This window comes from Acidisoma sp. S159 (assembly GCF_009766125.1).
Taxonomy (GTDB): domain Bacteria; phylum Pseudomonadota; class Alphaproteobacteria; order Acetobacterales; family Acetobacteraceae; genus Acidisoma.
On record NZ_LMUG01000090.1, the window covers coordinates 7,123 to 28,572 of the forward strand.

At 62.2% G+C, this 21,450-nt stretch carries 23 protein-coding genes; 4 read left to right on the plus strand and 19 right to left on the minus strand.

From position 1 onward, the window contains the following. Positions 1 to 194 precede the first annotated feature (194 nt). The 4 genes from GSQ92_RS26870 (at position 195) to GSQ92_RS30570 (ending at position 2,716) form a co-directional block, all read left to right on the plus strand. Positions 195 to 494: a putative quinol monooxygenase gene (locus tag GSQ92_RS26870; protein ID WP_159014622.1), complete on the plus strand. Its 300-nt coding sequence runs from the start codon at positions 195 to 197 to the stop codon at positions 492 to 494. A gap of 107 nt (positions 495 to 601) precedes the next feature. Further along, positions 602 to 1,330, plus strand: coding sequence for an alpha/beta fold hydrolase (locus GSQ92_RS26875; protein WP_159014623.1), 729 nt, complete (start codon positions 602 to 604; stop codon positions 1,328 to 1,330). 101 nt (positions 1,331 to 1,431) lie between these two features. Beyond that, positions 1,432 to 2,055, plus strand: a complete 624-nt coding sequence (locus tag GSQ92_RS26880; RefSeq protein WP_159014624.1) for a glutathione S-transferase family protein — start codon at positions 1,432 to 1,434, stop codon at positions 2,053 to 2,055. A 403-nt stretch (positions 2,056 to 2,458) separates the two neighbouring features. Continuing rightward, on the plus strand, positions 2,459 to 2,716 hold the full coding sequence (locus tag GSQ92_RS30570) for a hypothetical protein (protein ID WP_216856994.1): 258 nt from the start codon (positions 2,459 to 2,461) through the stop codon (positions 2,714 to 2,716). 418 nt (positions 2,717 to 3,134) lie between these two features. Here the strand turns inward: GSQ92_RS30570 and GSQ92_RS26890 are convergent, their stop codons facing one another. The 19 genes from GSQ92_RS26890 to GSQ92_RS26980 all read right to left on the minus strand — a co-directional run bounded on the left by GSQ92_RS26890 (position 3,135) and on the right by GSQ92_RS26980 (position 21,336). Then, on the minus strand, positions 3,135 to 5,468 hold the full coding sequence (locus GSQ92_RS26890; protein WP_159014625.1) for a type IV secretory system conjugative DNA transfer family protein: 2,334 nt from the start codon (positions 5,466 to 5,468) through the stop codon (positions 3,135 to 3,137). Then, entirely contained in the window at positions 5,465 to 5,689 is a 225-nt protein-coding gene (locus tag GSQ92_RS26895; protein WP_159014626.1) for a hypothetical protein, read from the minus strand. Before GSQ92_RS26895 ends, GSQ92_RS26890 begins: the two co-directional genes overlap by 4 nt. Before the next feature lie 25 nt (positions 5,690 to 5,714). Beyond that, entirely contained in the window at positions 5,715 to 6,197 is a 483-nt protein-coding gene (locus GSQ92_RS26900; RefSeq protein ID WP_159014627.1) for a hypothetical protein, read from the minus strand. Further along, positions 6,194 to 7,399: a hypothetical protein gene (locus tag GSQ92_RS26905; protein WP_159014628.1), complete on the minus strand. Its 1,206-nt coding sequence runs from the start codon at positions 7,397 to 7,399 to the stop codon at positions 6,194 to 6,196. Before GSQ92_RS26905 ends, GSQ92_RS26900 begins: the two co-directional genes overlap by 4 nt. A gap of 4 nt (positions 7,400 to 7,403) precedes the next feature. Then, the gene (locus GSQ92_RS26910; RefSeq protein WP_216856995.1) at positions 7,404 to 7,907 is read right to left on the minus strand and encodes a lytic transglycosylase domain-containing protein; all 504 of its coding nucleotides are present in this window, start codon (positions 7,905 to 7,907) and stop codon (positions 7,404 to 7,406) included. Next, positions 7,904 to 8,329, minus strand: a complete 426-nt coding sequence (locus GSQ92_RS26915) for a hypothetical protein (RefSeq protein ID WP_159014629.1) — start codon at positions 8,327 to 8,329, stop codon at positions 7,904 to 7,906. Before GSQ92_RS26915 ends, GSQ92_RS26910 begins: the two co-directional genes overlap by 4 nt. Continuing rightward, entirely contained in the window at positions 8,326 to 8,574 is a 249-nt protein-coding gene (gene icmT / locus GSQ92_RS26920) for an IcmT/TraK family protein (RefSeq protein ID WP_159014630.1), read from the minus strand. The genes GSQ92_RS26915 and icmT overlap by 4 nt, the downstream gene beginning before the upstream one ends. Continuing rightward, the gene (locus GSQ92_RS26925; protein WP_254066714.1) at positions 8,574 to 9,662 is read right to left on the minus strand and encodes a type IV pilus twitching motility protein PilT; all 1,089 of its coding nucleotides are present in this window, start codon (positions 9,660 to 9,662) and stop codon (positions 8,574 to 8,576) included. The genes icmT and GSQ92_RS26925 overlap by 1 nt, the downstream gene beginning before the upstream one ends. A gap of 205 nt (positions 9,663 to 9,867) precedes the next feature. Further along, complete coding sequence (locus GSQ92_RS26930; protein WP_371418611.1) at positions 9,868 to 10,758, minus strand: type IV secretory system conjugative DNA transfer family protein; 891 nt, start codon at positions 10,756 to 10,758, stop codon at positions 9,868 to 9,870. Positions 10,759 to 10,804: 46 nt separating this feature from the next. Continuing rightward, a complete protein-coding gene (locus tag GSQ92_RS26935; protein ID WP_159014633.1) occupies positions 10,805 to 11,278 on the minus strand; it encodes a DotD/TraH family lipoprotein in 474 nt (157 codons plus the stop codon). 73 nt (positions 11,279 to 11,351) lie between these two features. Beyond that, positions 11,352 to 12,266: a hypothetical protein gene (locus GSQ92_RS26940; RefSeq protein ID WP_159014634.1), complete on the minus strand. Its 915-nt coding sequence runs from the start codon at positions 12,264 to 12,266 to the stop codon at positions 11,352 to 11,354. 5 nt (positions 12,267 to 12,271) lie between these two features. Continuing rightward, positions 12,272 to 15,325 (minus strand): ATP-binding protein, encoded by a 3,054-nt coding sequence (locus GSQ92_RS26945; protein WP_159014635.1) that lies wholly within the window; start codon positions 15,323 to 15,325, stop codon positions 12,272 to 12,274. Positions 15,326 to 15,350: 25 nt separating this feature from the next. Beyond that, a complete protein-coding gene (locus GSQ92_RS26950; RefSeq protein WP_159014636.1) occupies positions 15,351 to 15,956 on the minus strand; it encodes a hypothetical protein in 606 nt (201 codons plus the stop codon). A gap of 2 nt (positions 15,957 to 15,958) precedes the next feature. Next, the gene (locus GSQ92_RS26955) at positions 15,959 to 16,480 is read right to left on the minus strand and encodes a hypothetical protein (protein ID WP_254066715.1); all 522 of its coding nucleotides are present in this window, start codon (positions 16,478 to 16,480) and stop codon (positions 15,959 to 15,961) included. An 83-nt stretch (positions 16,481 to 16,563) separates the two neighbouring features. After that, positions 16,564 to 17,100: a hypothetical protein gene (locus tag GSQ92_RS26960; RefSeq protein WP_159014637.1), complete on the minus strand. Its 537-nt coding sequence runs from the start codon at positions 17,098 to 17,100 to the stop codon at positions 16,564 to 16,566. Positions 17,101 to 17,109: 9 nt separating this feature from the next. Then, positions 17,110 to 17,577, minus strand: a complete 468-nt coding sequence (locus GSQ92_RS26965; RefSeq protein WP_159014638.1) for a hypothetical protein — start codon at positions 17,575 to 17,577, stop codon at positions 17,110 to 17,112. An 854-nt stretch (positions 17,578 to 18,431) separates the two neighbouring features. Further along, entirely contained in the window at positions 18,432 to 19,706 is a 1,275-nt protein-coding gene (locus GSQ92_RS26970; protein WP_159014639.1) for a DotG/IcmE/VirB10 family protein, read from the minus strand. Then, positions 19,706 to 20,692 carry a DotH/IcmK family type IV secretion protein gene (locus GSQ92_RS26975; RefSeq protein ID WP_254066716.1) on the minus strand — a complete coding sequence of 329 codons (987 nt, stop codon included), beginning with the start codon at positions 20,690 to 20,692 and terminating at the stop codon, positions 19,706 to 19,708. Before GSQ92_RS26975 ends, GSQ92_RS26970 begins: the two co-directional genes overlap by 1 nt. Before the next feature lie 14 nt (positions 20,693 to 20,706). Beyond that, positions 20,707 to 21,336, minus strand: a complete 630-nt coding sequence (locus GSQ92_RS26980; RefSeq protein ID WP_159014640.1) for a DotI/IcmL/TraM family protein — start codon at positions 21,334 to 21,336, stop codon at positions 20,707 to 20,709. Positions 21,337 to 21,450: the final 114 nt, after the last annotated feature.

Below are 21,450 nucleotides of genomic sequence, written 5' to 3' on the forward strand. Positions count from 1 at the left end.
CCCGTGTTGCCCTGGCGAACCCAGGCTTACCAAGGCTTTGGTCCGATCGAGACGTTGTTCGCGACTTCGATCCGACAATCCTTGGACCTATCGCCAACATCAAGGAAACCGAGTTGGTGATGTAACGGCAGATCGACTGCCGAAAGTCCGACTGCTGGATGCAACATGACTATGTTCAAAAAGGGATACATCAAATGGCTAAGTTCGCGTTACTTGTTGAGTTGAAGGCCAAAACGGGAAAGGAAACGGAAGTCGAAGCGTTTCTGGAGAAGGAGGCCGCGCTGGTGAGAAGCGAGCCGGGCACGTTGTCTTGGCACGCGGTGAGCATCGAAGGTGAGCCCGGGGCATATAGGGTCTTCGACACGTTTGATGATGAAGCTGCCCGCGACGCCCATCTGAACGGCGAGGCTGGGCAGGAGCTCGTCGCGAAGGCGGATGAGCTGTTCTCCGTGCCCCCCAAGGTTTACCGGCTGCAGGTGGTCGCTCAGAAGTAAGGCGTCTCTCCGCGGCTCTTCATCGCGACAGATGATGAGTTTTAGGCGGCTTGGGTCGATACGGACGCGAGCCGCCGTTTCCTAACGCAACCTCGGGAAGCATGACAATGACTATCGATGCAGCCAAGCCTACGATCGTGCTTGTGCATGGAGCTGTCGAGGACTCCTCGCTCTGGACGCATGGCGTGATCCAGGGACTCCAGCGCGACGGCTACCCGGTCAGGGTCTTCTCCAATCCTCTGCGGGGTCTGGCGAACGACGTTGCCTATCTGCGGAGCCTTTTGGACACGATCGAGGGGCCGGTGATCCTCGTCTCGCACGCCTATGGCGGGGCGGTTATCACTGAGGGTGGGGACGATCCCAAGGTGAAGGCCCTGGTTTACGCGGGCTCCCCAATGCCCGGGGTCGGGGAAACCACAAACGATTGTCTCTACAGGTTTCCCGGCGGCGACTTCGCAAGCTCCGCCGATTTGATCCCATTCACTTTGCCTGACGGAACCACTGGCACGAATATCCTCATCAAGCCGGAGAAATATGCCTACCTGCTCGCCGCCGACGTGCCGGAGGACAAGCTCGCTCTGATGATCGCCACACAGCGCCCCATTGCCGCGTCCGCCCTCAGTGACACGCTGACAACGGCGGCATGGACCAGCAAGCCGAACTGGCAAATCAGGCCCCTGCTGGATCCCGTCATCCCCCAGGAGGAGTTCAAGTTCGAAGCGGAGCGTGCCCACGCCACCGTCATCGAGGTGAAGTCTTCGCACGCCATTCCCGTCACTTTCCCGGACGTCGTCATCGAGGTGATCAAACAGGCGGTCCGCGCAGTCACGCCCTAACGGCGTTGGGTTGTATTGGTTCGTTCCAGAGGTATGCATCCACCGAGCCGCTAGGCGGATCCATCCAGGTCGCGGCACCGAATAGACGAAAAGGCATAGGCATGAAAACCACATTTGAGCTCTACGGCGCGCAGACCGGCAATTGCATCAGAGCCGCAATCGCGCTTGAGGAAGCAGGCCTATCCTACATGCCTAAGCTCGTGGATCTTTCCAGTGGTGAGCACCAGGGCTTTGACCACCTCGCGCTCAACCCGCTGGGAAAGGTGCCCGTTCTCGTCGAGAAACAGGATGGCCGAGAGCCGTTCATCCTTACTCAATCGAACGCGATCATCATGTATGCCGCTGGAAAAGCATCGGGTCGATTGCTGCCTGATAATGATCGTAACCGGGCAATCGTCCTTGAGCGATTTTTCTTCTTTGTAACGGACGTCATAGCCGTCAGCCACGCGGCGTTTTCCCTTCGCGCCTCCGACGCCCAACAGGCGCAGAAAATCCTAACGGATCGAATGCTCGCCACATTCGAGACAGCGGAGACATACGTCGTACATGATGAGTTCATCGCTGGCCAGACGTTCAGCGCAGCCGACATTGCCGGCTTTACGATCACTCGCTCCGTGAAGTCAGATCTTCCGTGGCCGAAACTCCCCAACCTGAGGAGATGGTTCGAGCGGATCGAAGCCCGCCCGGCTGTGAACCGCGGACTTCAGGCGTTCGATCAGCATTAGACTGTCGCGCCAATCAAGGAGATGTTCGATGACTCTGGAAGAACCCTTGCATCAATCGCTAGATCTGGCCTGCCGCTGAAAGGCAAACTCGACGCGCTTAAAATCGAGCTCGATATCAACCTCGCCCCCCCCGGGCGGCCGTCGAAGCGCTCCATCGCTCCGTCCTGACGTCGACGGTCATCCGGTATCCTCTAACGCGTTGCTAGCCGAAGGGCCGCTCTGGGCACTTTCAATCGGGGCGCCTGGTGCGTTACTGCAACCTCCACTTGAGTGCGTTGGAGGAGTTCCGCTCGGAGATCGAGTCACGCGGGGCGAGCTTGGTCGCGATCTCAAAACAAACGGCTGCAAATAGCCGTAAATCGCGACCGGCAAACGGGCTTAAGTTTTCCGATTCTGGGCGATCATGGCGGCGTCATTGCCGCAGTTCGGCGTGCGCTGGACTCTTCCGGACTACCTGCGCGTGGTCCAGAAGACGCTCGGCGCAGACCTGACGCAGTTTAACGGCGAGGACGGTCGGACTCTGCCGATGCGAGCTCGGTATGTCATCGCGAAGTATGGTAGGATCGCTTACGCCGAGGTCAATGCCAATTATACTCCGCGGCCCGAGCCATTTGCCGTATTACCGGTTTTAGAGCAATTGGGGTGCCGGCAGTTGGCGTGATTCACTTCCGTAATTTGTACTCAACGTGCCTCCGGTGTTCTGGAGCGCTAAGGCACGTTGGCAACTTGGGAACTGACACCCGGCATGATTAATGTGCATCAAAAAGACGTTCCAGATTACGGCGTCACAGGTGTTGCTGATGATTGTGTCTGCCTCCGGGAAGTCACCTGGCCCGGCTAAATATCTGAGTTTGGCGCATACCGGCCGCCTTCCAGCGCCGCCGAATGGCAGCTCTCGGGACGCTCTTTTTATGCGTTGTTGACCGAGATGGGTCGGTAGCCGCCGAAGCAACGACCTGTCGTGGCATCCATTCCGGCGCTACGGGCGCAGAGACATGCAGCCTACCCCGGCCCCAAGATCAACAGCTTCAGCCTCAGGTCTGATGCTCATGTATTCAAGGTGCCCGAGGACTATGCGATCATGCCGCCAATTGGTCGATTAGACCATCGATCAATTTGAACAAGTCCGGCGCCGCCATCGCAGACGGTCGAGAGTGTGCTGGACGATCTTGGCGCGCTCGGTCCCGCTCCGCTAGCGCGGCAAGACTGTTCCGGCGTCCCGCCTGAGCACTGCCGGATGCAGAGGTCTCAATACGCATCAGCACCCGCATGTCATCCGCATTGATTGGGCCGATCGGCGTGCCGGGATCGACGGCGCCTGCGAACACCGCGGCGCTTGTCGCTTCCAACATCGGCAGCAGATCAGTCACAGGGGGCTCCGCGCCCTCCCCGCCATCCGGATTGACGTGACCAGCACGAAGCATGGCGAGGTGCTTGGATCCTGCTGCATCTATTGCCGCGTCTGCACAAGCAGCAATTGGTTGGCGCTCCTTGGCGCCCGCGGCGAAGGCGTCCAGCATCGCCACGAGGACTTCGTCCTCCTCGACCTTGTCCGGTGCCGACGTCCTGCCCGAGATTAGGTTCTCGACGATGGTCCGGGTTGTTTCGACGGTTGCGCGAATATCTGTCTTTGGCGGAGCCGCGAGCATAATCGGGCGATTGAGGCGGGTCGGGCCGGAGGTATCCAGCTTGGCATAGAAGACCTTAGCGTAAATGCGGCGGCCACCAAAGAGAACCACCGCTTCACCCTCGAGCAGATTCTGCAGGTCCTGCCAGTCCACACGTGAGACCTGTTTGACATCGGCCTGCTGGGCCTCGCGATACTGGCCGAGGCCCCCTCCGTGGTAGGTGGTGGCCTGCGTCACCGCCGTCTCTCCGGCGGTCTTCTGCAGCCACTCACGCGTCCGGTTTGCCTCCTGCTGACGCATGGCGATCGTCAGGTTGGCATTGCCGAGGAGACTTTGGGTCTTTTCTCCAAGTCGAGCCCAGATGCCGGACAGCTCCTGAAAGGCCAACCAGAAGACGACGTTAAGGCCACGGCCCATCGCCAGCATGCGGTCCATGCCGCTCGTCGCATAGTAAGCGACTTCGTCGAACACGACATAGAAGGGGCTGTCGCCCGCGCTCGGCTTGAGCGCGAATATCTCCTTGGCATCCCCCTCCAGTCGCGCGCCGAGTAACTGCGCCAGCATCCCGCGCAGCCCGGCCACGACGATCTTGCCGAGAGCCGCCAACGTGTCGTCGGAATTCTCTAGGGCCGGCAGGTTTACCACCAGAATGCGCCGATTGAGCACGACATCGCGCATGTCGATGTCGCCACTCTCGACCTTGAAGATGTGTCCGAGACTGATCGACATCTGCGAGAAGGTCGCGGTAAAATACATCAGCGCGTAGCCATGCTGCTCGGACGGCTTGTCGCTGCGCTGTTCGTTATAGGGGACACTGATATCGTAGCCGGGCAGTTCACCTAGATAGGCAAGCAAAGGATAGACGATGTCCAAGGGCATCTCCGGCACCGGCATCTCCGTGATGGTGCCGGTTTTGGGGTCGCGGACAAGGAAGATTCGGTTCTTCGCCAGGGTCCAAATCCATGGCAGCTCGAGCGCGAAGCGAATCTTCTCGATGTTGATCGTGACGCCCCTGTGGTCACGCATCCAGACGAGAACGGGCGCGACCGTGCCAATCAGCCCGACGGCTCTTCCGCGGAAAACACCATTCGCATCATCCAAGCGCTGCTCGCCCAATTGGCTCGCCAGCAGCTCTCGAATCGCATCCGCGTTGCCGGACGCAAAGGGATTGAAGGTGTTCGATTCCTTTATCCCGGAGGCCGTGAGGAAGTTCAGGGCTAAGACGTCGTCCTCTCGTCCGTATCGGCGCGCGAGGGCGAGGACTTGGCCGTAGAGGGTGTTATCAGCCTTGCCGTCAACCAGAACGAAGCCACTGCCCTGGGCCAGCGCGTTGGCCAGCAGACTGAGAATGGAGGTTGTCTTACCGGCACCGGTTGTGCCGGGAATGGTCGCATGCTGTCGCATATCCGCGTTGGTGAGCCATAGCTCCTGGCCCGTCAGAGCGTCGAAGCCGATGAGAAAGCGACCGTCAGCTTGCTGCGGCTTCCGGGTCGCGGGATCAGGGTAATTCCAGTCCTTCCGATTGGCACTTCTTGGCAGCCGCAAGGGCAGCACCACGCGGCGTGTCAGAACCCAGCCAGCATAGAGGGCGGAAATCGGCAGGGTGAGGTTCAGAGCCGCAGGGTAGAACCATGTCGTGCACGCAAAGCCGCATAAGATCAGGCCGGAGCCGGAGCTTCGAAGTGCATCCGATAGTCGTGCCGTGGTTGGCCGAACGTCCCGATAGCCGTCTGAAGCAGAGCGCTCGAACTGGGTTTGGGGTCCGACGATTTCGCGGCGGATCATGGGAGCTCGCTGTGGAAAGAGCGAGACACCAAAATCGGAGCGCAGGATATCGCATCGTAACAGCGCATGTCACACGCCGTATCGCTTCGCTGCTCGCTGGTGAAATCTCTCAGACAGGCATGAAAATGAGCATCGCGCCTATCCGCATTTCCGTCGTCCACCCGGTTGAGCAGAAGCTCATCGATGGCGTCCGCATCGCCAGGCGCGGCGAGATTGATCATGGAAAGCACTCAGATGACGGTTCTGTCAGCGCTGTAGCCCAAACAGATCGGAGCCTCCGGAGGAGGGTGCTGCTCCGGGCGACGGCGTCACGGTCGGCCGTCGACCCAACTCCTGTTGCACGCTCGCTAGGGGATCGACGGGGGCCGCCTGGGCCGGTTGGAGGGGCGGCGGGGCCGCAAGGGATGCGAGGCCTTCCGCACGTGCCCTGCCCGCCGCGAGTGCCTGGGCATGGCCTTCGGCCGATCGGCCGCCGAGATCGAAGGCCACCACAGCGATCAGAACGCCCGCCACGCCCACGAGTAGGGGCCTGATCACCCCTCTTCCCGATCGCCCTCTTGCTTTGCTCTCCGGCGCCAATTCGACGGCCGGCGGCGAAATCGAACCGTGGCGAGATGACATGTGCAGGTGGATGTGCAAGGCCGCCCCAGCGGCCGGCTGAAGCTCGATGGCGGCCGGAGCGGTGTCGTCATACTGATCGACGACAAGACGAAGGGGATGTTGGCTCATAGGGAATGGTCCTGTGACCGTGCGGTGCGCTCATCCTGCCCGAGCGCGGCGCGAACGGCACTGACAGCGCGGCTGACGGACGGGATGATGAGCGGCTTGCCCGCCATTCGCTCCGCGACCCAATGGTCACGTGCACCCGCCGCCTCGATCCGGGGATTGGGATGGGTGTGTTGACCAGGGCCGTCGCCCTCGAAGCCCAGTGAATGCAGGGCGTACCAGAGGCTCCGGTCAATGAGCTTCAGGCAGGCGAATTGTGCGGGCGCCAATACTCCCGCGCGGTGGCGGGCGGCCGTTAGCACGCTCATCAAAGCAGGGGCGGTGTAGGCGTGCCTGCTCGCGATTTCAGCGGCCCGCTCGAAGGCCTCCATTGCGTCCAACGCGTTGTCGGCTCGGGCAACGATGCTCGCCGGCACGGCATATGCCGCCTCCGGGCCGGCCATTTCATTTGGGCCGCCTGCTGGGAGCGCCTCCGACAGGGAGCTGAGGAGGTCCTGAGCTTCGCCGCGGCGTTGATCGAGATGGAAACCAAAGGCGGCATAGAGCACGCGCACATGCCCTGGGGCGTGCTCTATGCCGCGCCACACTGGCCCGAGCTGAGCAATGAATGCCTCCACTGCCGCCCGCTCATCAAGCACGGGAACTGCTGAGCCGCGGTGGTCACGAGCGGTATTGGCAAAACGCAGCACCCAATCGCGCGTATGCAGAGCCGGGTCGGCCGGGCGCAATACATCTGGCCGCAAGGATACGAGACGCAGGTTGCGACGCGTGAACGCCGCGATCGCTCGGAAATACAGCGTGTGCTCCCGGATGAGGCCCTCGAGATCGAGCTTGCGCGTGAACCGGGCCGGCGCGGCGTGCGTGAAGCAGAGGGCGGCGAGCACGAGAATGAGGGCGATCACCGGAACGCGCAGATAGTGCCCGGTCAAATTCGCAGCCGTGAGGATGTCCGATATCCTCACGGTGTCGAAGTTCGCCGACGCGATGGTCTGATAAAGGCCATCCAGAGCGGGGGTAAAACGGTGGATGATTTGGATCTGCCATTTGAGGACATCGGCGGCGACGCCCGAAATCGCCTCGTGGTAGTTCGTCCAGCTCAGCCAGCCAAAGAAGGCGAGGCCGATCGCGATGACGGCAAGGCACAGCATCAAGGTGAAGTCGTCATTCAAGGGGCCTGCGGCCCGATTGCCTGCGCCTGCGGCCATGATGTCAGCCTCCTGCGGGAGTTTGATGCGTCGTCTGCCGGGACGCCAGGGCCTGCAGCCGGAGTGTTTGACGCAACACCTTGCGCAAGTAGTCGGCTTGGTAGCTGGGATCGTGGGAATGGTAGAAGCCGACGCCGCCCCAGAAGTCGCCGTGCGCTTCATCCATGGCCTGGCGGAGAATCCAGGTTCCCGCCTCGACATTAGCGCAGAAGTCGTCCCTGAGCGCCGCATAGGTATCGCGGGGCGAGGCATCCCAATGCTTTGCCACGGCCGGCACCCAGATCGAGTTAACCTGCATCGGTCCGATATCGACAGTCTGGTTCGTGTTCCGGCTGATGCGGCCCAGAGAGCCATCTTCCACCGACAACAGAATCAGAATAACCGCAGGCGGCAGTCGGTAGACCGATGCGGCCGTTTCAATGCAGGTCACGATAGGAGCAGGCGCCGCCGCCCGGCTTACTGCCGGCAGTAAGGAGAGTGCCACGGCAAGTGCGAGCCGGCGCCTCATGCAGACAACTGCGCGAGCGCCGCACGCGCCATGCGGTCCTCGGCGAGACGCCACATCTCACCGAGATCGTTCACCAGGATGGAATCGGCATGCGCTGCCTGCTCGATCGCTTCCATCACAGCGAGGAGGACAATTGCGACGCTACCGGACCGGACGCCATAAACGGTGTAGCCGAGAACCGTATCAGGATCGGTCGCGATCTCCAGTCCAAGGCTCTTGCCCGTTGCCTCTCGCCAAACCGCATCTCCGGCGCTCAGGAATGCTGGAAGCAAACCACTCGGCGAGGCCGCGCTGTCCGGGGCGTAGACGAGGGTGCGGTTGGATGCCCGGCAGTCGTAGAGGATCGCGCGGCCGGACTGTTCCAGAACACGCTGCAGCAGGTGGCTGACGGTTGCGATCTCAATCTCGTTTTCGTCGTTCATGCCAGGCGCCGCCTCTGCCATGCCGGCACCGCTGGGCGTACGGAGCCGACGAGGACACGGCGCATCAGGCGGACGACTGACGGAACAGGCAGGCCGAACCACGAGATCATGGTGAAGAAGAGTATGCCGGCAATTGCGATGTAAGCCGTGGTCCAGCTCCAATAGAGCACGAAGATCAGCACCGGGATGCAAGCGCGGGCATCAAGGATCGCAACCTTCACCGGCAGAGCCGTGTAGCGCCACATCAGGCAAGCTCCTTCATTTCGTAGGCCGCGACTTCGGGTGTAATGCGGCCCTCCTCGACAGCGCGGCGGATCGACACCGCATAGGACTGGCCTTGCTCTTCGACGGCCTTGCGCGTCAGGGCCGGCCATTCGCCGGGAGTGGTTTGCAGGAACCGCATGCGCAGTTTGGCATCAAAGACCAGGAATTCCCGAAGCGCTGTGCGCCTTCCATCGGTTGAAATCACAAGGCGCTGATTGATAACGAGCCGCAGCGATTGGGCGACCTGGCTGATGACATTGTCGCGCTCATTCGGCGGGCAAAGGCTTGCAATTCGCTGCATGGTCAAAGGCACGTCCGAAGCGTGAATGGTCGTGGTCAATACATGCCCGGAAATCGCAGCCTGCACCGCCGAGGTCATCGTCGGTCCATCGCGACACTCGCCGACGATAATATCGGTCGGTTCGCGGCGCATGCAGCCCATGATGAAATCCTCGAAAGCCGGCAGGTCTCTCGGGATCTCGGTTTGCGTGATCGTGCTTGATGGGCTTTTCACGCGGTCCATCATGTATTCGATCGGAGCGGCGCCCTCGTTGATGTTGTGGTTTCCCCTTGGGTCCAGCAGCTTCGCCATCGTGAAGCCGGCGATCAGCGTCGATTTGCCCGATCCCGTGGCACCACTGACGATGACCATGCCGTCACGAGGCCGGTAGGCTTCGAGGATGCCGGGCTCGACGCCTTGCTGCTCCAATGTCGGCGGCAAATCGGGAATAGGACGCAGCACGATATTGGCGGCATGGCTTCGGCTGCTGCGGATGGGCGTCGCATTGAGCCGGAAGCGCAACCGCTCCAATCGCGTCCGCGAAATCGAATAGGCTACATCGAACGCACGGCCGCCCTGTAGCCGCGCCGTGCCGTCGGCGCCGTACAAATGGTTGGCGATGCTGGCGATCTCCATCTCATCGAGAGAATGCTCGGTCACCTGGCGATTGACGCCGTGCACCCGGATCCAGACGGGATGGCCTGTTGTGAAGGCGATGCGGGACGCGCCCGCGTCATAGGCCCAGGACAGCAGGGCATCCAGGCCGGCTGCGTCCTTGCGTGGGTCCATGACCCATCGCAGGCCTTCCTGTGGCCATCTCTCATCTATGCTCGGGCGAACGGGCGGGTGGGTGATGGCGTTCATCGCGGCTCTCCCCGCCATATTTCCAATCGGGGAATCACAAACGCGATCACCGCTTGCTCGCTGACGACGACCTTACCGTTGCACGGCCGGTAGGCTTCGAGGATCCCGGGCGTCATCATTGGCTCGGAGCTCATTGGCACCCGTATCCGACGGCGGCGCTACGGTCCTGCAGCCCAGGCTGATCCGCAATACGGACGACCTGGTCACCAAGATGCAGCGTATCCCGGCCACCCTTGACAGCCAGGGTATGGAAGGCGATGCGCGGCTGCTCGACTAGCCCAGACCGCAGCAGCACGCGATAGCGCGCCATGCCCGTGATATCGCGCTGGAGGCGGCTCAGGTCGGAGAGGAAGATATCGACCGCCTGCTTCTCGCCGAGCCCCCAGCCCTCAGCGACCCATTTGTTCCAATAGGCCACCTCTTTGTCCGAACGCGGCAGCGCCGCGTCTGCCGGCCGCTCCGGAGCCGACCAGACGCGCACGAGATACTCGCGCCAGTCGGGCGGTGCCGACGCGAGCTGCGCCTCCCGCGTGATCTCGTAGATGCAGGCCGTCTCGTGCGCGACCTGGCCGCCCTCGCCCAGCGCAAAAGCCAACTGAGCCTGGCTGATGATGGGCGGCCGCATCAAGGTCTGGCCGCTGCCTACGGGGAGCACGAGCAACCGGAAGTCGAAGGTGGTGTCCAGGACCGGCTCATACCGCCGGAGCATCTGGTTGATGGCGAAGGCACGGGCGGCAAGGCCGCCTTGGGCGCCATAGATCATCGCGGCCTGCTGAAGCTCCTCTGCCCGGCCAGGCTTGAGACCATCGCCATGCTGGTCGCCGGGGCGCGTCGCCTGCAGCGCCTCGAGTGAAGGGGGCGCTTCGCCACCCACGACCGTGGGGATCTCCGCCGCACCGGTCACCGGCTGATTGAGCGGATTGCCGAGCGTCCTCGCCGCTTGATCAACCTGTGCTGCCGAGGGCGCGGGGGGCACAGCATCGGGATCAACCCATCCCCCCGCATGCCCTGACTGGACCATCCCCAGGGACGCCAATAGGGTCGCCCCGCAGAGGAACAAGCGGCTCCTAAACATGATGCACGACCTGGACCTGACGATGGAGGGGATCGAGCTCAACGGTGGCGATCGCGCCGGCCTGCGCGCCAAGCGCTTGAAAGGCGCCGAGCACTTGCCCGTTCACGGTAACCGTAACGACGAGAGGTTGAGAATTCGGTGGCCCCAGGATTGAAACGGAATATCCAATGCTGCTGGCCAGCTTTTTGACGCCGGCATCGAGCGACCCGTTCCACACGAATTGAACCGGCTTCTCCAATTCCGCCGGAACGACCGGCGCCATATTTCCGGCATCAGATCCCGCAGACTGCATGCCGCCGATCTGTGTCATGTCGCTGTTGACCTGATCGAGTGTGCGGCGCAGCGCCAGCTCAGCATTCGGCATCCCCGTGGTCGCGACATCCGTGGGCACGTTCGTGGAGGCGCATCCAGCGACAAGACCGAGGCCGATTAACATAGGAACAATCCGGGCTATCATCGTCTTCATCGCGCCGCTTCCAATCTCACATCGCGAGCGTGACAGCGACCGGTGCGAACCAACAGCACTGCAAGGACATCGTTCAAGCGGAGGTCCGTTGCACAGCGCTGTACTCCAGCGCGTCGCTCGCAAGCACGCGTTGGCCGACAGGTCGCAGCGGCGTGGCGGGGCGTCGCACCGCCTCAGCGACGAGGACCGGTGTGCTTGGGAACCGTCGCCAACGCGGCGCCGTGAATCCAGATTTGCCGGACCAGGTCATGTTGACGGACGAGAAGTCCCCTTTGGAAAATGAGCCGGCAAAGGGCAGGTAGTCGTAGAAAGACAGCGATTCTGGGCGATACGTCCCCGATCCCGGTCGCCCGAGAAATGCCTGCGCGCGCTGCCACGTCCCGCGTGGCGCGAAGCGGTCGTTATCGATGTGGGTAGCGATCCGCTCGATATTGTTGGTCACGCTCCCGCCGTAGAGAGCATGGACCAGACACACATGGATTTCCTGGCTTGTCGCTTCCATGATCAAAATGCAATCAACGGCTGGCCCTTCCGGGGGACGCGGTAGCGAAAGTTGTTCGATTGTCCTTTGGCAGCCTGCCCGCGGCGGCGTGGCGAAGGCCGCAAGATTGGGCGGATCGGCCGGGAGCGGCCGGCACTTGTCCCGTTGGGCAAGATCCGCCTCGGTCCAAAAACGCTCAAGGAGGCCTTTAGCCTCCTCCAGACTTGCACCGCCCGGAAGCTGCGGAAGGGCGACGTCCAACCCACGCGCATGCTCCACGTGGAACGTCATGAAGTGATCGAAATACGCTTTGGTCGACCTGAATTGCGCGTGATAGGCGGCGTGCAGGGCGTTGAGCTCGCGGGAACAGCGTGCCTCCAGTTCGGCGTCGAGTATGTTTCCGGCGGAACGCTGCTCGACGCGCGACGCTGTAAGAGCCGCATGGCAGCGTTCCCAGCGGGCTTCCCAGTCAGGGTCGTATGTTGAGAGTCTTGTCTCTGAATGCATCTCGGTTACTCCGCTGCCTGCAGCACAGGCGGCGTGTCCGCGACGTCATGATCGCGGAGCTTCATGGCCATGCCGGTGCCGTCGATCAATTCGCGCGCCAACTCGTCGAGCACGCCCAATTCAGCCTTTGTGTCCAGTTCGCCGCGTCTCAGCCGGGCCGCCTTCCGGTCTTCGATTTCCTTGAGCGCCGAGCCTCGCGGGAAAATCTTGGCTAAGCGCCGCAGACCCTCGCTAAAGCCAACCCGATCATAGAGGCGATTGCGCAGGCCGGTATCGCCCGGCGTGGTGCTCAGGGCCCACAGCTCGATCGGGCCGAGGCTATTGACGAGCATCTGCTCATATTTGGCACCATCCGCGGAAAAGACCGCGAGGAATGGCGCTCCCCCTGGGCCCGGCCCATGGAGAGAATAGCGGACGATGTCCGCACTGGCATCGCTCAAGTTAAAGCGAGAGACGATCTCCTCGGCTTCCTTTTCATCGCCGGCACGCAGAATGAAACGACCCGTCGCCTGCGACGTAATGCCGTCGCCCATGTCCTTGAGCCGCTGAGATGAGAAGCCAAGTTGAATATTGTGCTTGCGACCTTCACGGACATCCAATTCCGCTTGCGCCCGGACCTGCGGACTGCCTTCGGTTCGGTGCCACTCGTCGTAATCGAGGCGCTTGACCGATTCCATGACCTCGCGGAAGCGGATACGGTGGTAGTCGCGCACCGGCTCAGGCACGAACTGCGCGTAGTCCGGATGGAGGAAGAAGTTGCGGGCCAGCAGATGCCGCGCCAGCATGTACATCATCTCGGTCTGCCGATTGGCCGAGGTCGAACCTGTGGGTGCCACCGCCGCGAGGTCGAGCACGATGATCCGCGCCGGACCAAAGTCTAGCCGGGTTGGACTATTGAGCGTCGGGTATTTGCGGATGACATCGAAGATGTAGCGTTCAAAGAGCGAGCAACAATCTTCATGGGTGGCGTCGATCTTGAGCTTGTTGAACATGTCGCGCACCTGGTCGGTCCGCGATGCGTTGATGAGATCCTGCAGGACCGGGACGGCATGGCGTTGCGCCACGCCGGCGAGCCTGTATTCCTTGACCGCGACGAGCTCATCGACGACATCCCGCCACCACGGCTCGTCATGCTTGAGGGTGATGTGATGGCTTCGCAGGATCGCGTCGACTTCGGGTTCGACGCCCGCGCGGTAGCGCTTTGGCGATCCGCCGGGAACTTCAGTGCAAAGCCGATAGGCCTCGTCCACCACCAGGCTGATCATCTGGCTGATGCCCTCGAAGGGCTTGCTCGTGTCGGGCGGCAAGGTCGCGAGCGCCAGGAAATTCTGCAGGAAGGCGCGCTCCAGCGGCAGCGGATAGTGGCACCCGACCTGCAGGTCGAAGATGTTGCATTCATAGCCGGCGCCAAACTGCATGGTGACAAAGACCGCCTCGTGGCGACGCGCCGGCCCAAGTGCTTCTTGCATCAGCCGCACGAACCCTTCTGCGGATGGTCCGATGTCGGCCTTGCCAATCATTGGCAACTTGGCGCCCTGCGAACCCATGACCGCGGTCGATAGGCAGAGGCCCAGATTGATCGTGTTCGCCAGAACGCTTTTGCCCGAGCCCGGAGGCGCCACGAAGATGTCGAGGACCAGAGGCCGCATGGAACCGCCAACCGGGTCATAGGGCCAGATCGCTCCGTCGGGCCGCCGGAAGAGCACCGAGCCCTGCTTCCAGGGCGACGCCGTGCGGTTCCAGGGCAGCATCGACAGCGCATCACCCAGCAACGCGAGTGACGCGGTGCCGGTCGAGGTGAGCGCCAGGCCGGGCACCGAACTCATCGCGCCTTCGAGGGGATCGCCGCAGACGCTGGTTGCCCGGCAGTTGCCCCAGCCCTCGATCCTCTGGCTCAAGGTCGAAGCGCGACGGCGCAGGTGGCGCTTGTCCTCGACCGGTGCCCAAGTGGCAAAGGACGCGCGCAGCTTGACCGAGATATGGTTGTTTTGCTCGCGCTCCTGACGCAGGGCGGCGAAAGCCCGCCGCAAATCGCCATTGCTTGGAAACATCGCGAGAAAGCTCGCACCGATCTCTTTCATCGCCATGGACGCCTTGCCGCCGCCTTCGACCAGGATCGCGGCGCGCCAAGGGATGCGGTCCCTCCCCAGCCCTGCGGCCAGCTCGACGAAGGGTTTCGGGATCTCGGGACCAACCGCCATATCGACCGGCGCATATTCGTAGTCGCCGATCTGCACGCGCTGGCCACCTTGGGTGATGGCATCGGCGTGGAACAGCTGGCTGCGGATGGACGGCCAAAGCATATGTTCAGGTCGCGGCTGCCCATCATCGTCCGGACAGCGGGACATCACACGGTCGCCAATCAGGTTCGGCCGCCACGGTGACCCAGCTGTCTCGCGGTAGATCGCTTCGCGAATGACTTTGAGCGCATCATGCGCATCGAGTTCGGCGCTCGCGACATCAGCATTGCGAAGCGAGGCAGCCACGCGCCCGACAAAGGCCGCGTGGCGGGCCGCCATAATGTCTGAACGCAGGTAGAAGCGCTGGGTGTCGCCCACCCGCGGGAGCTCGCGCGCCAGGGCGTCCTGCTCCTCTTTCATTTGCTTGCGCTCTTCCTTCGTCAGGACGGTCCTGCGGGTCCAGAGGACATAATAGGCCGCTTCCCACCGCATGATTTTGGGCCAGAGCCGCGCACGCTCATCCAGAATATCAGAGAGATCGATGTTCAGCTCATGCGCGACAGACCGGCAACTGTCGAGGTTGAGCCGGTTGATCTCGACCGCGGCCAGTTCGGGGTCTGACGCAAACCATCCGACGATGGCGTGGCCGCGGCCTTCCAACGCTCCGGAAAGCTCCATCCGCATTGCCATGGCGACGCGGGCCATTTGATCGCCCTTCGCCATGCGCCGCATGCCGTCCACGCGCAGAATCGAAACATAGTCGCTACCCTTGGTCACGAGGGCGTTGTCATGCGTCGTCTCGACATCGCAGTAGCTGTAAAGTGGCTGACGAAGCATCAATGACAAAGCAGCGAGCAGCTTGGCGATTGAACCGGCCATAGCTAAACCTTGCACCGAGATACCATCACGACGCTTCCACCTCGGACTTTGCCCAGTCGCCGAGCATCTTTGGATAGATGTCGCGACCCGCCTGCAAGAAACGCCCGAGTGGGAGTAGCCGAACACCGCCGAGTAGGGTTGCGCGGCGCTCGTAGTCGGGCGGGGCGAGATCGTGCAGTGCCGCTCCGAGTTGACGCGGTGACCGTGTGCCAAGGCGTAACTCTACTGCTACGCTGCGTTCATAAAGGGTCCGATAGGCGCGATAGGCCGAAGACGTGGCCTGAGCGATGCGGGCGACGGCGCTGTAGTCGGGGGGAAGTCCCACGCGCACACAAGCGAGATGGATCTGGCGGGTCATGACATTGACCACGCCCTGGGCCATCCCTGGCAACCAGATCAGCACAGCCTCATCATCGATGCTCGGCCGGTCAAGGTACCGCGGCAGATAGCAGAGCGGACAGCTGACGACGAGGTCGGCCGAATTATTGTCCCCCTGCTGCTGCCAGGCGCCGGATGGCCTACGGCAAAACTGGCAGGTTCCCGTCGGCGGCACTGCCTTCCGCTCGCCCGTCCCGGCATCGACGATCCAGGCCTTGGAATTGGCAGAAAGGACGAGCGGAAGGGTCACCATCTCTAGCCGCCCGTGCCGAAGGTGACCGTGCCAGCGGTGCTGGAGATGGTCGAGTTGGCGCCCGACGCAGTATTGGCCGCCTTGTTGATCCAGGTGCCGCCGGTCGCGAAGAGACCGGCCAGCACCAGGCCTGCACAACCCATCGCCACCCGGCCGCTTTCGCGGTTCTGCGGCTGCCGCGACTGCCACAACGCCCAAGCGCCGCCGAGCATGCAGATCAGCGCCGCGCCATACATCGCCATGGAGCCAACGAAGCCGCCCGTGGTGGAGCCTTCCTGCGCCATGTTCTGAACCTGGGCGCCGATGCCGGCCGTGCTCGCTGTCGCCGTCTGGGCAAAAGCATGCCCGGCGATGGCCATCGAAGCCAAGGCGCCGGCGATCGGTGCGGTCAACCCGAACGTCGCGTTCCGTACGCGGGTGACACGAAGTCGGTTGCGATGCGGAAGCAGCGGCATCGGTACGATTGGGATGTTGTGCTTGAAATCCAAATCGTAGCCGATCGCGGTGTTCCGTGATGTGCTCACTTGTAACTCTCCTCATTGAGGGACCTCCCCTCCGCAAGAAGACTGACGGGGATTGGTGCGAACGAACCCAGAGAATTTCTGGGCTAGGTCGTAAAGATTCCGACGAGCCATTGAGACACTGTGTAGATGTTCATCAACATAGCACCGAAGACGAACTGGACGCCGCAGCCACCCCACTGACGGTTGCTGCGGCCGCTGACCGCTGCGCGCCACGCCATCATTGCAAAAAAGCATGTCATCGCACCGAAAACCTGGAAGAAGCCCTCGAACGCCTGCACGATATTCAAGACGGTATCGCCTGGTGTCGCACCGAGGATGTCAGTCGTATCAGGGGTCGAGTAGCTGGTGAGGCCAGCCACGACCGAAGCCGAGACGGACGATCCACCGCTGATATTGACCTTGGTCAGGATCGCGGGGAATGAGGCGCACGCACCGCTAAGTATCAGTGAGAGCCATGGGATCCAGGGCCGTCCGCGGAACGGGTTGTGGGGCTGCGCCTGCTGCCAAAGGCCCCAGGCCGCGAACAGAAAAAGACCGATTGCACTGCAATATAAGCAGCTTGGCAGTAGGACCGCGAGAACGAGTGCCAGTTGCTGCGCGAAATTGACCAGACCCTCCACGACCGTCTCCTACTGGATCAGGCCGTGGTCAGTCTTCACAACCCAAGTCGCGCCACGCTGGCTGATGCTGACGACCTTGCCCCAACCCGGCACGTTATCTCCCGGCGCCACGGGCAGCTGCTGTTCCTCCCCGCCAAATGCATCCAGCGTCGACAGCATTGCCAGACCAGGAGATGCGGCCTGGACGTGATAACGATGCGGCGTCATGTCGGCTGGCGCCGGGGACGGAAGGCTCGCCTTGATAACCGGGGCCGCGGTCGGAAGCGTCGCCGACGCTACGACCGAAGCGGGCAGAGTCTGGACGGACATCGCCGCGTCGACGGCGCCTCGAGCCTCTGCAAGAGACAAGCGACGGCCAAAATCGGTCAACGACCCGTCGACCCGCTGGCCGAGAATCAGCTGGTCCTGCCGCAGCTGAGCAATCTCCGAACGCTGATCGCGAACCAGGGTGCCCAGCTCGGTGACGACTTGCAGCACCTGTAGCTGCTGTTGGTCTGTCATGGGGGCGGACCGCAACTCTGCAATCTTCGCTACTGCATCCAGCGGTGGCGCCGGTGCTAACGCAGTCGGTTTAGATGCCAAAAGCGCGGGGTGCGTCGATATTGTCGGCTTCACAGTTGCCCCCACTGGCAGGGCAGGATGCTCTGACGGCGTTGGGGCCGGCGCAATCATGGTCACGGGGATCGTCGCCCGCTGCGGGGACACGACATGTGCGTGTGTCTGCGAGTAAGGTTTTGATGGCACAAAAGGTGCTGAATCCCGCGCAGCGACAGACGGGAGCGACGACGCCTGTCCACCAAGTCGCAGGAACTCCGCCATGTCATCGCCGCCGGCAACTGATTGTGGCCCAGATAGCGGCGGCTGATAGGGAAGCCGTGATGCTGCTGGATCTGGCGCGTGGGCTAGTTGGGCGGCCGGCGCCATGAGAGGCACGGGTCTCGGCAGACTATTAAGCGCTACATTCCGCAGGTGCGTCGCGAGGTTCGTGACGCCGTGCAACGTGTAGCGATTGTACGGAGAAATCCAAAATATGCCGGCTGCCGTCGCCAGAACCACGACGCTGCAGCCGCCGACCATGAGGCCGTTTCGCCACCTTTTCCTGCCCGGCGGACTGGCTTTCGGGCCTGCGGCTACCCTCTCACTTGGCCCAAACATGCTAAATGCGCTGCGGTCAGCCTCACCCACATCGTCATGCACATGAGAGAGTGGCTCCGCCCCATCTTCCACTTGAATCTCGTCTCGGTCGGCGACGTTCGTGTCCATGTTGGTGCTGCTCCGCTTTCACGTCCAACAGGATGGATGAAAGTGGCGCGAACCAACCGAGGTTTGTCCTAAGGCTGTGCACCTTCACGAACATCGGCAAGAAACATCACGCCGACACTCACGTTCGCATCGAGATGCACCGTGGGGCCATGCGGCGCTTGTTGGCTCAGCGTCGTCGCGAGCTGCTGCGCAGCCACGCCGGCTGCAACACCGGCCTGCTGTGAGAAGTTCAACTGTGTCGCGTAGCTGGTGCCCCCAAGCGGGCTTAACACGCCAACCGTGTTGGACGTCGTCGCGAGAGCCTGGCCCAGGCCTGCCACGAAGGCCGCCGCCGCGGGAAGGGCGAAGCGCGCGAGATAATGCTGATCGACGCTGCTCGCGACTGTCGTTTCCATGGTTTCGGGCGCCGTGACGATCGCATCGACGCCAATGCTTTGTCCCTGATGCTCGACTGTGTTGATACGGACCACCAGACGATCCGCCGAGCCGGAGCCGTTCGACGTCGCCTTGCCGAACGACCCGATCATCCGATCGCCCGCAAGCGGACCAGAATCGGCCTGCAGAACCACCGGACCGTCGGAATCCGACGAGGCCGCGAGAACCGTGTGGGCAAACACGCCGCGGCCCGCAGGCAAGAGTACTTGCACGGCCGCGGCACCGCCGCTCGAACGGCCCGCAAACCTGGAGCCGGTCGAACCGGTGCGAATGGACCCGCCATCTTCCTCCGACTGCCCCGACGCGGCGGTTGCCAGATCATCACCCGGCTTGGGCTGGATCTGAATGTCAGTCCGCGGCGACCGGCCAACCCAGCCTCGTAGAAGCCGCCTCACAGCGTCCCCATAAGCCTCCTGTTCCTGCGGATCGACCTGAGTGGTTTGCGCGACCTGGTGAATCATAGGATTTGGCATGTAACGCAGGGGTTGCGCCGCCGGCGCTGGGAGCGGCTGTGTGCCGGCAAGTGGTGCCTGTGGTTCGGCGGGAGCCGACACCGCCAGAGCGACCGGGGGCGCCGTCGTGCGTGGCACAAGCGGCTGACTGGCAGCGATGGGCGGCGTATAGGAAAGACCGCGACGCGCCGCCTGTTCCGCCTGCTCCTGATTGGTCGCAAGAGCGAGCTTGTCCTGCATTGGATCGCTCTGCAGTCCGCCTGGCAAAGAGTTGACGGGCGGCAAGCGTGTGAGCTGGGATGTCAATGGAGAGTTCGAGCCCGACACCGAGACACAGATGATCGCGGCGGCGACCAGCAGGATTCCACCGCCGATGATGATGAAGCGCCGCGGACCCGCATTAGCCGATCGGTTAAAGAAGGCGCCCATTTGCAGCTTGCTCGCGAAGCCCGACATTATTGCGCGTCCTTCAACTCAGCGGAGACGGTGCGGGAATCCGCGGAGAGCAGCACGACGGGCGTGCTCGGGATGGCATAGATCGTTGTGCCGCCCTCTCCACTCTCCGACGCGTCCCAGGCCGGCGACATCAGCGTGTAGCGGGTGCGGATGTAGGTTTCTCCACCCAGCCGCCACGCCGAGATTTCGTCCGGCGATACGCCCGAGACATCCAGCGGGACGGCATCGGCCGGAGCAACGCCCGCCAGCATTGAATTGAGGTAGGGTGCTCCGGTCACCGGCGCACCAGGCCGGGTGTCGACCATGACCTTGGCATTGGGACCACGGTCGGAGACATGTACGCTCATATCCGCGTCATAGCGGTCGCGGCCTGCGATCATCAAAAACGACAATGGTTTCGGCCCGCTCTCCAGGTTCACCACCAAACCGCCACGCGGAACCAGCGACATGGGCGTAATTTCGATAGTATTGGAGCCCTTCACCGGCACGCACACATAGAAACCGACTGCATTGACGGACGGGCTGCCATCGCCGCCGGAAGCGGCCTGCGCCGAATTGCAGTTTGTGCCGCCCGCAACATTGGCCGCGTTGCTATTGGTGTTCCACCCGATCGGCCAGGGCTGCCCCGTGGCATCGAAAAAGCTGATCGCCGTCGGATAGCCGCGCACAGTTTGAATGATGCTGGTGGCTTGCCCAGGCGCGAAGGTGACGCTGACCATGCGGCTGACTGGCGAGGCAACCTCCTGGGTCGCCTGTTCCTCAGCCTGCTGCGCTGCCCCGTAGCGTTGCTGCAGTTCCTGAATCATTTCCGGGGTAAACGGTATCGCGTTCTTAACCGCACGCTGCCCGGCCGGATCGAGGGTGCTGAGCCCAGAGTCGGCGGGCATGGTCGTCGGAGAAGGCACGCCGGAGGCGTCCTGCGCGAACGAAGCAACAGGGAAAAGTCCTCCGGCCAGCAGCAACGCAGTTAGGAGACTGGGGCGCACGAACAACCTCTCTTTCAATAGGCTTTGGCTGTGAGTTGTTCGATAGCCAGCCCGTCAGGATGATCCTGATCATTCACGCGAACCACCAGCGCCGTCATCATCAGGTTCGAGCTGGTCTGCTGGTTGACGTTCTCGCAGGTCTGAACCATCGGAAACTGAATCTGGTAAGCGAGGCGGCCACCGATGATCGACGTTTGCCGAATGACTGCACTTCGTTGGGCCTGCGCATAGCAAATCAGGCGCGCGCGCTGCATTTCGTCGAAATTACCGCCCTTGATGTAGCTTGCGCCAAAGCTACCCCAACCGTTCCGCGTATAATGCTGGCCGGCGGCGTTCAGCTGTTGAGGAAAATCGTGATAGTTGACGTTGTAGGGCGCCAGGACCCACTTGACCGACCACTCCAGCAACTCCGTGTCGTCCACGATCGGGCTGTCCAAAGCGACGACCGGCGTAGGCGGATTGCGCCCATCGACGAAGAAATACCGAGGCTTGGCCGGGTGCGTCCAAACGTAGGCGTCATGAGCGACAAAGACTGCCAGTAAAGCCGACAGGACCATCACAACACGAATACAATTGCGGACCACCCACCCCTGAAAATCCGGGTCGGAGAGCCGGCGGTTTACAGCGGCAGCCCGGTTCTGCATGATGCTTCCACACTATATCTGGCGATAAGCTTGCTGAGAGCTGGTGCGAACCGATACGCTTGAACCCGGCGCCATCTCTGCTCCTGGGTTAGCTGAGCCCGGTTAAGAACCGAT